This window comes from Nocardia salmonicida, from assembly GCF_036142455.1.
Lineage (GTDB): Bacteria > Actinomycetota > Actinomycetes > Mycobacteriales > Mycobacteriaceae > Nocardia > Nocardia salmonicida.
The window spans coordinates 867,574-881,621 of the sequence record NZ_CP108014.1 but is presented as its reverse complement, the minus strand read 5'-3'; the positions used below and the strand labels follow the sequence as shown (position 1 = coordinate 881,621).

The 14,048-nt window shown below is 67.2% G+C and carries 10 protein-coding genes; 8 read left to right on the top strand and 2 right to left on the bottom strand.

Translation table 11 applies throughout. The features are described 5' to 3' along the window. Positions 1 to 9 precede the first annotated feature (9 nt). Entirely contained in the window at positions 10 to 1,923 is a 1,914-nt protein-coding gene (locus OHS03_RS04335; RefSeq protein ID WP_328660963.1) for a hypothetical protein, read from the bottom strand. 131 nt (positions 1,924 to 2,054) lie between these two features. On the opposite strand from OHS03_RS04335, the gene OHS03_RS04330 reads away from it, so the two are divergent. Continuing rightward, positions 2,055 to 2,627, top strand: a complete 573-nt coding sequence (locus OHS03_RS04330) for a TetR/AcrR family transcriptional regulator (protein WP_328660961.1) — start codon at positions 2,055 to 2,057, stop codon at positions 2,625 to 2,627. An 82-nt stretch (positions 2,628 to 2,709) separates the two neighbouring features. After that, positions 2,710 to 3,906, top strand: a complete 1,197-nt coding sequence (locus tag OHS03_RS04325) for a Cmx/CmrA family chloramphenicol efflux MFS transporter (RefSeq protein WP_328660959.1) — start codon at positions 2,710 to 2,712, stop codon at positions 3,904 to 3,906. A 54-nt stretch (positions 3,907 to 3,960) separates the two neighbouring features. Here the strand turns inward: OHS03_RS04325 and dnaE are convergent, their stop codons facing one another. Continuing rightward, positions 3,961 to 7,524 (bottom strand): DNA polymerase III subunit alpha, encoded by a 3,564-nt coding sequence (dnaE, locus tag OHS03_RS04320; RefSeq protein ID WP_328660956.1) that lies wholly within the window; start codon positions 7,522 to 7,524, stop codon positions 3,961 to 3,963. A gap of 156 nt (positions 7,525 to 7,680) precedes the next feature. Here dnaE and OHS03_RS04315 point away from each other — a divergent pair, with 156 nt between their 5' ends. The 6 genes from OHS03_RS04315 to OHS03_RS04290 all read left to right on the top strand — a co-directional run bounded on the left by OHS03_RS04315 (position 7,681) and on the right by OHS03_RS04290 (position 13,987). Beyond that, complete coding sequence (locus OHS03_RS04315) at positions 7,681 to 8,859, top strand: sensor histidine kinase (RefSeq protein ID WP_328664085.1); 1,179 nt, start codon at positions 7,681 to 7,683, stop codon at positions 8,857 to 8,859. 60 nt (positions 8,860 to 8,919) lie between these two features. Beyond that, complete coding sequence (locus tag OHS03_RS04310; RefSeq protein ID WP_328660954.1) at positions 8,920 to 9,717, top strand: LytR/AlgR family response regulator transcription factor; 798 nt, start codon at positions 8,920 to 8,922, stop codon at positions 9,715 to 9,717. Continuing rightward, positions 9,714 to 10,079 carry a hypothetical protein gene (locus OHS03_RS04305; protein ID WP_328660951.1) on the top strand — a complete coding sequence of 122 codons (366 nt, stop codon included), beginning with the start codon at positions 9,714 to 9,716 and terminating at the stop codon, positions 10,077 to 10,079. The genes OHS03_RS04310 and OHS03_RS04305 overlap by 4 nt, the downstream gene beginning before the upstream one ends. A 10-nt stretch (positions 10,080 to 10,089) precedes the next feature. Then, positions 10,090 to 11,844, top strand: a complete 1,755-nt coding sequence (locus tag OHS03_RS04300) for a sodium/solute symporter (protein ID WP_328660949.1) — start codon at positions 10,090 to 10,092, stop codon at positions 11,842 to 11,844. A 152-nt stretch (positions 11,845 to 11,996) separates the two neighbouring features. Continuing rightward, on the top strand, positions 11,997 to 12,353 hold the full coding sequence (locus OHS03_RS04295; protein ID WP_328660947.1) for a DUF485 domain-containing protein: 357 nt from the start codon (positions 11,997 to 11,999) through the stop codon (positions 12,351 to 12,353). Continuing rightward, on the top strand, positions 12,350 to 13,987 hold the full coding sequence (locus tag OHS03_RS04290; RefSeq protein WP_328660945.1) for a monocarboxylic acid transporter: 1,638 nt from the start codon (positions 12,350 to 12,352) through the stop codon (positions 13,985 to 13,987). The genes OHS03_RS04295 and OHS03_RS04290 overlap by 4 nt, the downstream gene beginning before the upstream one ends. Positions 13,988 to 14,048: the final 61 nt, after the last annotated feature.

Below are 14,048 nucleotides of genomic sequence, written 5' to 3'. Positions count from 1 at the left end.
ATCAACGAATCACCGCGGGTACGCGGCGACCCCGACCGGTCCGGCGCCGACGCACAGTGACTGCCGCTCGTCGAGGGACCGGATGCGCAGGGTGTCGCCACCGCCGAGCAGCCGGACGTACACGGTGTTCAGGCCCGCGCGCACGTCGGCGATCGTTTCGGTCTCGCCTTCGAAGGACAGGGCGATCCGGCCGTCACGGTCGGCGTTGTAGTTCAGCTGGGCGGTCCAGTCGCGGATCTGCATGGGTCCGTCGAGTGGGAGGTTGGCGCCCGCGGTGCCGCGCACGCGGTGGCCGCAGCGGGGTTCGGGCCCCGCGACGATCGCGCGGTTCCACCAGACCTGGGCGTCGACGATGTCGCCTTCATCGGTGATCATGCGCAGGCGTGGGGTCGACAGGGCGAAGGTGGTGGGTGTCGCGATCGGGGCGAAGACGCGGTCGGTCATGTTCTCGGGGAAGGCCAACGGGTTCAAGACATTCCACGGCACCTCCTGCGGCAGCAGCGGGGCGTCGGCGGCTCCGGGAAGAGCGGCTCGCACTCCGGTGACATAGGTGCGAGCCGGGCTCGGTTCCCACGATCTGGTGAAAGTGATCGTCGAGTACACGCTGCTCGCGAGGAACAGGGTGATCGCCGCGACACCAGCTACTTGCCGCGCTCGTCCGTCACCCTTCTCGATCGACGCCGACCCGCCGACGATGCCACGACGGACACTCGACAGAACCCGTTGTCGTGCAGGCTTGTTCGATCCAGGCACCGCATCCGACCGTGACCGACCGGGCGCCGCGGCGATCAGCGCGAGCGCGACGGTGGCGATGACGGCGAAGTCGGCGAAGTAGCGCAGGGACTGGAGCAGCAGGCCCGGGGTACTCGGGCCGTCGCGCAGGAGGACGACGGGCGCGATGGTCAGGACCGCGTACGCGGCGGTGCATGCCCACACCGCGACCACCCGGCGGCGGGTGCGAATCGTCCACGCCGCGAACAGGATCAGCAACAACCAGCTCAGCGCGACCAGCAGGCCCGGTGGATCGGCCCACGGCGTGGCGGGTTGCCAGCGTTCCCAGCGCCACGGACCGCCGAGCAGGGCGGGCACCAGCCCGTCCGACAGCGCCCGACTCCACAGGGATCCGGGGTGTTCGGGAGCCGAGAGTCCCCGTGGGCGTTGGATCACGAGCAGGAAGCCCGCCGACCACACCAGCAATACCGCACCGGCCGCCGTCCACAGTGCGGCGCCACGGCGGGCGGTGTCGCGCACCGACCCTCCCGAGACGTGGGCCGCGAGCACGGCCACCGCGAAAGCCACCGGCAGCACGACCACCGATTTCTCGAAGAACAGCAACGCCACCGCGAACACCACGGCCCCCGACACCGCGTACCCGCGCCGCCCGGTCCGCACCAGCCGCACAGCGTCCGCACTGACCCAGGCCAGCGCGATCTGCAACGGCAGCGCATTCACCGCCGCCGCCCACCAGGCGAACGCGGGCACCGTCAACGGCACGAACAGGTAGAACGCCAACGGCCCCAGCATCCTGGCGCGAACTCCGAGCAGCACGACGACCAAGCGCACCACCGCCAGCGACGCGAGCAACTGCAACGCCACCAACACGATGACCGCCGGCGTCCACTGCAGCGGCGCCACCTCGGTGACCAGCCAGGTCAGTACGAAGGCCAGCGGCATCACGTGCCCGTCGTGACTGGTGAACAGCAATTCCGTCGAGAACACCGGCTGACTGCTCACCCGCCCGATCAGCAGGAAGTCGTCCCAGTAGAAGAACCCGGACCCGGCCACCCACCCGCGCAGTATCAGCTGCGCCACGATCAGACAGGCCGCGGCGATCAGCACCGCCCGCTTCGACAACGCGAGCCGCCCCGGCCGAGACGACATCTCGGCGGGCGATGGCGAGTCGAGCAGCGGCACGGACGTCACGTCTCTCGACGCTAGCTCGTCGTTCGCGGGGCGGCCATCACGACCCACCACAGGGAAGCCGCCGATGGCCTGTACCCGCACACAGCTCCAATTTTGGACTGATCTGTTCAAAACATGCTACGGTCGTCGCCATGGCCCGACCCAAGGAATTCGACGAGCACCGCGCGGTGGATGCCGCGATGCGCGCGTTCTGGTCCGCGGGTTACGAGGCGACGTCCACCCAGGATCTCTGCGCCGCAACAGGTTTGGGTCGCAGCAGCATCTACAACACCTTCACCAGCAAACGCGACCTGTTCGATCGCGCACTGCGGCACTACATCACCATGAAGAACGCACCCCTGTTCGACCTCCTCGACAGCGACGCACCGGCCAGGGAGCGGATCAGCGCCGTCCTGCACCGGGCCGCCGACGCACCCGACACCGAACCGACGGGCTGCCTCGTCGTCAATTCGATCGTGGAACTCGCGCCGCACGACGCCGAGATCAACGCCACTCTGGCCGCCGATCAGGAGCGCCGCCTCGACGCGCTCACGGCGACCGTCGTCAGCGGCCAGCGCACAGGCGAATTCGCCGATGATCGCGATCCCCGCGCCATCGCCGAGTTCCTGACCGCCACGATCAGCGGTATCCGGGTCGCGGCGCGAGGCGGCGCGGACCACGCCACCCTCTCCTCGATCGCCGACACCGCGATGCGCTGCCTCTGAGCTCACCGAACCCGAGCCACTTTCGCCATGCCCTCATTTTGGACTGATCGATTCAAAACCATTCACGTCAGAAAGGCTTGTCATGCCGACCGCTGTCTACATCCTCGGCCTGTCCATCTTCGCGCAGGGGACCTCCGAGCTGATGCTCGCCGGTCTCCTCCCCGAGATGGCCGCCGACCTTGATGTCTCCATTCCCAGTGCCGGACTGCTCATCTCGGCCTTCGCGCTGGGCATGCTGGTCGGCGCGCCGCTGCTGGCCGTGGTGACGCTGCGTTGGCCGCGCCGCGACGCGCTGCTCGCCTTCCTCGCGATCTTCGTCGCCGCCCATGTCGTCGGCGCGCTGAGCGAGAACTACTGGGTGATCTTCGGGACCAGAGTGGTGAGCGCCTTCGTCTACGCCGGGTTCTGGGCGCTGGCGGCCGCGACCGCGGTGAGCCTGGTGGCGCCGCGGTTACGCGGACGGGCGATGAGCATCGTCGCGGGCGGACTCACCATCGCCACGATCGTCGGGGTGCCCGCAGGCACCGTGATCGGCCAGCACTGGGGCTGGCGCGCGGCCTTCTGGGCGGTCGCCGGACTGTCCGCGCTGACCATGATCGGCGTGTTCGCGAAGATTCCCGGTGGCCGGCCGAGCACGGTCGCGGCGCTGCGCGGCGAATTGCGGGTGATGGCGAACCCGCGACTGTGGGTGTCCTACGGCGCCACCGCGCTGTCGACGGGTTCGGCGTTCGTCACCTTCGCCTATCTCGGCGCGTTGCTGGCCGACACCACCGGCATCTCGGCGGCGTGGATCCCGGCGGTGCTGGGTCTGTACGGCGTCGGCGGGTTGATCGGCATCACGATCGGTGGGCGCTTCGCCGACGCGCACCCGTTCCGCACCTTGTACGTGGGGGCCACCGGAATGACAGTGGCCGCGGCCGCGATCGCTGTCTCCGCGCACTCCCCCGCGGCGATGGTCGTGCTCGTCTTGCTGCTCGGCGCTTTCGGTTTCGCCACGAACCCGGCCTTGAACACCCGCGTCTTCACCCTCGCCGACGGTGCGCCGACGCTGGCCGCGGCGACCAACTATTCGGCGTTCAACATCGGGATCACGGTCGGCCCGTGGCTCGGCGGACTGGCCATCGGCGCCGGGCTCGGCTTCACCTCGGTGGGCTGGATCGGCGCGGGGCTAGGACTTGCCATGCTCGCTACCGTAGCGCTGTCCCACCGGCTCGAGCGTGAACCAGGTACAGCCACTGCCTCTTCCGAGGCTCGCGTACCCGAGTTCATCCCTCAGTAGACCCTCGATGGCGAAACGATCCGCAGGGCAGCGGGTCGTTTCGCCGTTGTTCGCTCAACCCAGGCAGCCCGGTCCGAGCAGTGCTTTCAGATCGCCCATCAAGGCCGAGGACGGGGAGACCCGCCAGGCGTCGTCGAGTTTGAGCATGGTGGTCTTCTCGCGGGCGCCGACGTGGCGGATGAAGACATCCGAGGTGCCCTGGTGGCGGGAGAGGACCTTCTTGAGTTCGCCGAGCTTGTCGGGCGTGCACATGCGAGTGGTCATCACGACTGCCACCGGCTTGGCCACGCCGATGGCCGAGAGATCGGGCACGACAAGGTCATTGGCGATCAGCGAGATGCGGTCGTCACGCACCGAGACGCGGGCCTTCACCAGCACCACGGCGTCTTCGACCACATCCATGCCGTACACCGAGTACGACTGCGGGAAGAACAGCACTTCCACACCACCGGTGAGGTCCTCGAGCTGGGCCGAAGCCCAGGCCAGGCCGTTCTTGTTGATGCGGCGGTTCACCGAGGCGAGAATGCCGCCGATGGTCACCTGCGCGCCGTCCTTGACGTCGCCTTCCAGGATCGCCGGGATGGGGGTGTCGACCTGGGCGGCCAGCACATGCTCGACGCCGTTGAGCGGATGCCCGGACACGTAGAGGCCGAGCATCTCTCGTTCGAGGGCGAGCTTGTGCTTGGTCTCCCATTCGTCTTCCGGCACTTTGACGTTGAACACCGATGCCATCGAATCGTCGCCGTCGCCGAGGCCGCCGAACAGGTCGAACTGGCCGATCGCCTCGGCCTTCTTGGTCGACATCACCGCGTCGATCGCATCGGAATGGATCAGCAGCAAGCCCTTGCGCGGATGCCCGAGTGAGTCGAAACCGCCTGCCTTGATGAGGGATTCGGTGACCTTCTTGGAGCAGGCGATCGCGTCGATCTTGTTCAGGTAGTCGGAGAAGTCGGTGAACTTCGACTTCTCCTTGCGCGCGTTGATGATCGAGCCGACCACGTTGGTGCCGACATTGCGGACCGCGCCGAGGCCGAACCGGATATCGGTGCCGACGGAGGCGAAGTTCAGCTCCGATTCGTTGACATCGGGCGGCAGCACCGTGATGCCCATCTTGCGGCAATCCGACAGGTAGATGGCGGCCTTGTCCTTGTCGTCACCGACGGAGGTGAGCAGACCGGCCATGTACTCGGCCGGGTAGTTGGCCTTGAGGTAGGCGGTCCAGAAGGACACGAGGCCGTAGCCGGCGGCGTGCGATTTGTTGAACGCGTAACCGGCGAACGGGAGAATCGTGTCCCACAGCGCCTTGATGGCGGGCTCGGAGAAGTCGTTGGCCAGCATGCCGTCGCGGAAGCCCGCATAGGCCTCTTCCAGCACCGACAGCTTCTTCTTACCCATGGCGCGGCGCAGGATATCGGCTTGGCCGAGCGAGTACCCGGCCACCTTCTGCGCGATCTGCATGATCTGTTCCTGATAGACGATCAGGCCGAAGGTGTCGGCGAGGATCTCTTTCAGCGGCTCTTCGAGCTCGGGGTGGATCGGTTTGACTTCTTGCCGGTTGTTCTTGCGGTCGGCGTAGTCGTTGTGGGCGTTCATGCCCATCGGGCCGGGGCGGTACAGCGCGAGGACGGCGACGATATCGCCGAAGCCGGTGGGCTGCATGCGGCGCAGCAGGTCGCGCATGGCGCTGCCGTCGAGCTGGAACACGCCGAGAGTGTCGCCGCGGGCGAGCAGTTCGTAGGTGGCCGGGTCGTCGAGCGGCAGGTTGTCCATGTCCAGATCGATGCCACGGTTGGCTTTGATGTTCTCCAGGGCATCACCGATCACGGTGAGGTTGCGCAGACCCAGGAAGTCCATCTTCAGCAGCCCGATGGCCTCACACGACGGGTAGTCCCAGCCGGTGATGATCGCGCCGTCCTGGGCGCGCTTCCACACCGGGATCGCGTCGGTGAGCGGCTCCGAGGACATAATGACCGCGCAAGCGTGCACACCCGCGTTGCGGATCAGGCCCTCCAAGCCTTTCGCGGTCTCGTAGATCTTGGCGATATCAGGATTGGAGCCGATGAGCTCACGCACCTCGGCGGCTTCCTTGTACCGCTCATGGTCAGGATCGGTGATGCCCGAGACCGAGATGTCCTTGGCCATGATCGGCGGCGGCAACGCCTTGGAGATCTGGTCGGCGATAGCGAAACCGGGCTGGCCGAACAACACTCGCGCGGAGTCCTTGATCGCGGCCTTGGTCTTGATGGTGCCGAAGGTGATCACCTGGGCCACGCGGTCGCTGCCCCACTTCTCGGTGGCGTAGCGGACCATCTCACCGCGACGGCGATCATCGAAGTCGATATCGATATCGGGCATCGACACGCGCTCGGGGTTGAGGAACCGCTCGAAGAGCAGACCGTGCGGGATCGGGTCGATATTGGTGATACCCATCGCGTAGGCGACCAGCGAACCCGCCGCCGAACCACGGCCCGGACCGACCCGGATACCGACCTCGAGCGCGTGCTTGATCAAGTCACCGACAACGAGGAAGTAGGCGGGGAAACCCATCTCGCAGATGACTTTGAGTTCGAAGTCGGCGCGGTCGAGATATTCGCGCGAGGCACCGTCCGGGAAGCGGCGATCGAGACCGTCGAGGACTTCCTTGCGCAACCAGCTGGCCTGGTCGTGGCCTTCGGGCACCGGGAAGATCGGCATCCGGTCACGGTGTTCCCAGACTTCGTCGTAGGGCTGTACCCGTGCGCCGATGAGCTCGGTGTTGTCGCAGGCACCGGGGACTTCGGCATCCCAGATGGCGCGCATCTCCGCGGCGGACTTGAGGTAGTAGCCGTCACCGTCGAACTTGAAGCGGGTCGGGTCCGACAGCGTCTTGCCGGTCTGAATACACAGCAGCGCTTCGTGGTTGACCGACTGGTCCTTGGTGACGTAATGGCAGTCGTTGGTCGCGATCGGCGGGATCCCGAGCTGCTTACTGATATCGATCAAGCCCTCACGGACCCGGCGCTCGATGGACAGACCGTGGTCCATCACCTCGAGGAAGAAATTGTCGGCGCCGAAGATCTCCTGCCACTTCGCGGCGGCTTCGAGCGCTTCACGCTCGTGCCCGAGGCGAAGACGCGTCTGTACCTCACCCGACGGGCAGCCCGTCGTCGCGATGATCCCCTCGGCATGCTGGGCGATGATCTCCTCGTCCATCCGCGCCCACTTGCCCAACTGACCCTCGATAGAGGCCAAGCTCGACAGCTTGAACAGGTTACGCAGACCGGTCGCGTTCTCGGCGACCATCGTCATGTGCGTGTAGGCGCCCGAGCCCGAGACGTCGTCGCCCTTCTGACCCGGATCGCCCCACTTCACCCGCTTGGTGTCGAAACGCGAGCCCGGTGCGATATAGGCCTCGATGCCGATGATCGGCTTGATGCCCGCCTTCTTGGCCGAGTTGTAGAACTCCGAGGCGCCGTACATGTTGCCGTGGTCGGTCATACCGACCGCGGTCATGCCCAACCGATCCGCCTCCGCGAACAACGGCGAGATCTTCGCCGCTCCATCGAGCATCGAGTACTCGGTGTGGTTGTGCAGGTGAACGAACGATCCGGACGGAGCCAAGACGGTCCTTCCTCCCATAGAGTCGGCGGGGGTTGGCCTTGGCATTCTATGCACGGGGGTCCGACAGAATTCGCACTCGGCGCGCGCGCCTCGAGCGGTACCTCGGCATGGACCGGCGTGTCGTGGTGAACGTCACCGGCATACTCGGTGGGTGTACTCCGATCGGCCCACTCGTTGACCACCGTCATCGTGGCCGTTGTGATCGCCGCCCTGCTGGTCATGGCCTTGCTGGTCTGGCGGCGGACCCAGCGTGTCGTCACCACGCCCGCCCAGCGCGCCGTCCATCAGGCGCTGCACACCGCGTCGCTGGCCGCGGTGCCGTTGCGGCGCGGATTGACCGAGGAATCCGCGAGCGAGGCGGCGCCGCATCTGCGTGCTCTCGCCGGTGCCGAGGCGTTGGGCGTGGCCGACGCCGACGCGACGCTGCTCGCCTGGGATGGGCCGCACACCGGGATGCTCGCGCTGTTCGCCGACGCGGCGCGGCGCGCCGTCGCCGATGAGCGGCCGGTGCTGGTGACCGGTGACGAGCACACGTTGATCGCGCAACCGTTGCTGATCGATACCGGGACCGCGGTCGGTGTGCTCGGCATGGTGACGACCGGGAAGCCGGGGCCAGGCATGCTCGGGGCGGCCGCGGAGGTGGCGCGGTACGCGTGCGGGCAGTTGGAACTCGCCGAGTTGGATGCCTCGAGGGCTCGGGTCGACCGGGCCGAATTGCGGGCGCTGCGAGCCCAGATCAGCCCGCACTTCATCTACAACGCGCTCAACACGATCGCCTCGTTCGTCCGCACCGACCCCGATCGGGCCCGCGAACTGATCCTCGAATTCGCCGACTTCACCCGCTACTCCTTCCGCGCCGCAGGCGAATTCACCGTTCTGGCCGACGAATTGCGCAATATCGAGCGATACCTGGCATTGGAACAGGCCCGCTTCGGCGACGCCCTCGATGTGCGCCTGCGCATCGCGCCGGAAGTCCTCGGCGTCGTGCTGCCCTTCCTCGCCTTGCAGCCACTGGTCGAGAACGCGGTCCGACACGGCCTCGCCGGCGGCGGCCGGGGCGGCCAACTGAACATCGTCGCCACCGACGCGGGCACCGACTGCCTGATCAGCGTCGAAGACGACGGCATCGGCATGGACCCCGACCTCTTGCGCTCGGGCGCCCTCGACGCCGTCGACACCGATTCCGGCCCAGCCCGCACCGGTGAGGCAGCCCACGTCGGCCTGGCCAACGTCGACGACCGCCTGCGCGCCGCCTTCGGCAACGACTACGGCCTGGTCGTGGAAACCGCGCCCGGCGCTGGGACGAAGGTCAGCATGCGCGTCCCGAAATTCCGCGCCGGAATTCGCGCCTGATCCACCTCGCGGGGCATTGTTCGACGCCGCGCCAACAGCGCCGGTTACGATGGATGGGTTGTGACTTGGAACACCGATGAACCCTCGACCGCTCTGCGGGTGCTCGCCGTCGATGACGAGAAACCGGCGCTGGATGAGCTGGTGTATCTACTGAGCACCCAGGCGGGCGTCGGTGAGATCCATCGGGCGGGTGAGGCGACCGGGGCGTTGCGATTGTTGCGGGCGCATCCGATCGACGCGGTGTTTCTCGATATCGATATGCCGGGGCTCACCGGAATGGAGTTGGCGGGAATTCTGTCGGAGTTCGCGGAGCCGCCCGCCGTGGTTTTCGTGACCGCCCACGATGACCACGCGGTGGCCGCCTTCGATTTGGGAGCGGTGGATTATCTGCTCAAACCGCTGCGGGGCGCTCGATTGGGCGAGGCGGTGCGGCGGATTCTGGCGGGGCGGGTTTCGGTGCCCGCGACGGTGGTCGCGAAGTCCGCCCATCCCAGTGAGGTGATTCCGGTGGAACTCGGTGGGGTTACCACGCTGGTGAATCGGGCCGATGTGGCGTGGGTCGAGGCGGACGGGGATTACGCGCGGCTGCATACCGGGAGCGGGTCGCATCTGGTGCGGATTCCGTTGTCGGCATTGGAATCACGGTGGGAGGACGCCGGCTTTCTTCGGGTGCATCGGTCGTATCTGGTGGCGTTGCGATCGGTGACCGGTTTGCGGAGCGCGGGCAATGCGACGGTGGTGTGTTTGCGGGCCGAGGGGGCGGCCGGAGCGGTGGAGTTGCCGGTGAGTCGGCGGCAGGTGCGCGAACTCAAGCAGCGGCTCGTACACGGACCTCGACAGAACTGGTCGCAGCGGTGACGGGTCCACAGCGACCACCGCGCGAACGGGTGGTGTTGGCGCAGCGGCGCGGGGCGCGTCAGGTGCGCACCCGCACGGAAGTGGTCGAGCAGACCGATCTGGGCGCGGCGTTGATCGGCGGGTTGATCCGGGCGCAGCTGGGCCTGGCCTTGCGGCTGGGACTGGTGGTGGCGGTCGGGTTCGGTGCGCTGCCGGTGCTGTTCCGCCTCGACGCGATCGCCGAGGCCACGGTGGTCGGCATCCGCCTGCCCTGGCTGATTCTCGGCGTGCTCGCGTTCCCGACGCTGTACGCGGTGGGGTGGTCCTATGTTCGCCTCGCCCAACGCAACGAAGACGACTTCCTGGAACTGGCCGGGGACTGACGCCGAGCTCATGAGCCCCGACACTCCCGCGCTCACGGTCGCCGCGCTGCTGCTGGCGGCGCTTGCCACCGTCGGCATCGGGTTCTATGGAGTGCGTCTTTCCCGCACGACGTCGGACTTCCTTGTCGCGTCGCGCACGGTGGGTTCGCGGTGGAACGCGGCGGCGATTTCCGGTGAATACCTTTCCGCGGCTTCGTTTCTCGGCGTCGCCGGATTGATCGCAAAATACGGCGCCGATGCCCTCTGGTATCCGGTGGGATTCACCGCGGGTTATCTGGGCCTGTTGATGTTCGTGGCCGCGCCGCTGCGCCGCTCCGGTGCCTACACCGTGCCGGACTTCGCCGAGTTCCGGTTGGGGTCGATTCGGTTGCGGCGCATGGCCGCCGGTCTCGTCGTCTTGGTGTGCGCGGTGTATCTGATCCCGCAATTCCAAGGGGCCGGACTCACTCTGCATATTCTGCTCGGAGTGCCCGCCTGGGTGGGCGCGGTCGCGGTGGGCGCGATCGTGCTGGCGAATGTGATCGGCGGCGGAATGCGGTCGGTGACCTTGGTGCAGGCCTTCCAGTATTGGCTGAAATTGACCGCGGTGGCGGTGCCCGCGCTGGTGCTCGGAATGCATTTCCTCGCCGACGAACGACCGGTCGACACCTCAGCGCCGCCGACCGTCGACGAGCGCACCACCGTCGACATCTCCACCGATGTCGTCGTACACCTGGATGTTTCGCAGCAGGTCACGATCACCGGAACGCTCGACGCTCATCCCATCGCAGGTCCGGTCGTGCTGGCACCAGGCGATCACACCCTCGCCGAAGGGACCGAGTTGATCCTCGCGCCGGGTTCGGCCGTCCCGGTGGTGGCCGGCGCACCGGCCGACGGCGCGAGCTGGGTGGCGGCCGGTGGCGGCTTCGGCGGGGAACACCCCCAATATCAGGTGTTTTCGCTGATCGTGGCGACCTTCCTCGGCACCATGGGCCTGCCACACGTACTCGTCCGCTTCTACACCAACCGCGACGGCCCGTCCGCTCGCCGGACCGCGCTGACGGTGATCGGGCTGGTCGGCGTCTTCTACCTGTTCCCGATCCTGCTCGGCGTCTTCGCCCGCCTCTACGTGCCACAACTGCTGATCACCGGCGCCTCCGACGCGGCGGTGGTGCTGCTGCCCGGCGCGGTGCTCGGCGGACTCGGTGGACAACTGCTGGCCGCGCTGGCGGCGGCCGGAGCGATCGCGGCGTTCCTGTCCACCTCGTCGGGGCTGCTGGTCAGCCTGGCGGGCGTGCTCAGCACCGACGTGCTGCGCGGGCGCATCCGCGACTTCCGACTCGCCGCGCTGGTCGCGGGCCTGGTCCCGCTGACGCTCGCGGTGACCGTCGCGTCCCTCGACCTGTCGCGCACTGTCGCACTGGCCTTCTCGGTGGCCGCCTCGACCCTGTGTCCCCTGCTGGTCCTCGGTATCTGGTGGCGCGGACTCACCGCGACCGGCGCGGCCGCCGGCATGCTCACCGGCGGCGTCACCGCGGGTGGAGCGACCGTGCTGGCGGTGCTCGGCGGCGTATCCCCCGATCTGGCGAACGGCTGGCCCGCCGCGATCGTCGACTATCCCGGCGCGGTCAGCGTGCCCTTGGCCTTCGCGGTGACGATCCTGGTGAGCCTGGCCACCAGGGGTCAGGATCCCCGGGCGGTCGCGGGGGTCTTCCTGCGCATGCACGCGCCCGAACGGCTCGGGATGAGCGCCGACCGCGACCCCGAAACAGCCACCCATCGGTGATCTCGAGACGACCGTTCGTCGCACCACACCGACCGCTCACCGCACGGGCGGCCACCTTCGCCGAGTGACCCACACCACACCATCATGCGCGCACGTCCGGGCACTTACCGTCATCTCCACGCACGACCCCCCTTCACGCTAGGACGACCGGCATGACCCAAACCGACACCGAAGAAGCGCCAGATCCGCGCACACCGAGTGCCGACGAATGGCTCGCGGTACAAGCGAGTCCACAGTTCCAAGATCTGCGCGATCGACTGCGCCGCTTCGTTTTCCCGATGACCGCCCTGTTTCTGACGTGGTACCTGAGCTATGTGCTGCTCGGCGCCTACGCGCACGACTTCATGGCGCAGAAGGTCTTCGGCAACGTCAATGTGGGTCTGCTGCTCGGCCTCGGGCAGTTCGTCTCCACGTTCCTCATCACCGGCCTCTACGTCCGTTTCGCCAACCGTGAACTGGACCCGCGCGCCGCGGCCATCCGCGAAGAACTCGAAGGGGGCCAGGCATGAGCGTCACCCTTGCCGCGTCTTCGACGGTGGGCAATCCCATCGCCAATATCGCCATTTTCCTGCTGTTCGTCGCGGTCACGATGGTCGTGGTGATCCGGGCCAGCCGCAACAACGCCAGTGCCGCCGACTATTTCACCGGTGGACGCGGCTTCTCCGGCCCGCAGAACGGCATCGCCATCGCCGGTGACTACCTGTCGGCCGCGAGCTTCCTCGGCATCGCGGGCGCGATCGCCGTCTATGGCTACGACGGGTTCCTGTATTCGATCGGGTTCCTCGTCGCCTGGCTCGTCGCGCTGCTGCTGGTGGCCGAAATGCTGCGCAACACCGGCAAATTCACCATGGCCGACGTGCTCAGCTTCCGCTTGAAGGAAGGCCCGGTGCGCACCGCGGCCGCGCTGACCACCCTCACCGTCTCGCTGTTCTACCTGCTCGCGCAGATGGCGGGCGCCGGTGGCCTGGTCGCGCTGCTGCTCGATATCTCCAGTCGCACAGGGCAATCCATCGTCATCGCCGCCGTCGGCGTGCTGATGATCGTGTATGTGCTGGTCGGTGGTATGAAAGGCACCACCTGGGTACAGATCATCAAGGCGGTGCTGCTGATCGCGGGCGCCGCGCTGATGACGGTCATGGTGCTGGCCAAGTTCGGCTTCAACTTCTCCGACATCCTCGGTGCCGCACAGGAATCGGTGAGCGAATCCACCAACAAGGCGGTCGCCGCCCGCGACGTGCTCGCTCCCGGCGCGCAATACGGCGGCAGCGAGATGTCCAAGCTGAACTTCCTCTCGCTCGGCCTTGCCCTGGTGCTGGGCACCGCGGGTCTGCCGCACGTGCTGATGCGCTTCTACACGGTCCCGACCGCGAAAGAGGCTCGGCGCTCGGTGGTGTGGGCGATCGGCCTGATCGGCGCCTTCTACCTGTTCACCCTGGTGCTCGGCTACGGCGCGGCGGCCATCGTCGGCCCGGACAGGATCCTCGCCGCGGCGGGTGGCCAGAACTCGGCGGCTCCGCTGCTGGCGTTCGAACTGGGCGGGGTGATCCTGCTCGGGGTGATCTCGGCGGTCGCGTTCGCGACGATCCTCGCGGTCGTGGCCGGACTCACCATCACCGCGTCGGCCTCGTTCGCCCACGACATCTACGCCAGTGTCATCAAGAAGGGCAAGGTCGACGAGGTCAAGCAGGTGCGGGTCTCGCGGATCACCGCGGTGGTGATCGGTGTGCTCGCGATCGGTCTGGGCATCCTCGCCAACGGCCAGAACATCGCGTTCCTGGTGGCGCTGGCGTTCGCGGTGGCGGCGGCGGCGAACCTGCCGACCATCCTGTTCTCGCTGTTCTGGAAGCGCTTCAACACCACCGGCGCGCTGTGGTCGATGTACGGCGGCCTGATCTCGACCATCGTGCTCATCGTGTTCTCGCCCGCGGTGTCGGGCAGCAAGACCGCGATGATCAAGGGTGCCGACTTCGACTACTTCCCGCTGTCCAACCCGGGCATCGTGTCCATTCCGCTGGCATTCGCGCTCGGTGTGCTCGGCACGTTCCTCGGTGGACGTGGCGAGCATGTCGATCAGGCCAAGGCCGCGGAGATGGAAGTCCGGTCGCTGACCGGCGTCGGTGCGGAGAAGGCGATCTCGCACTGACGCCAACCCTGCCCGTGCCGGTGGTTCACCCCACCGGCACGGGTTGTACCCCACGTTTTCC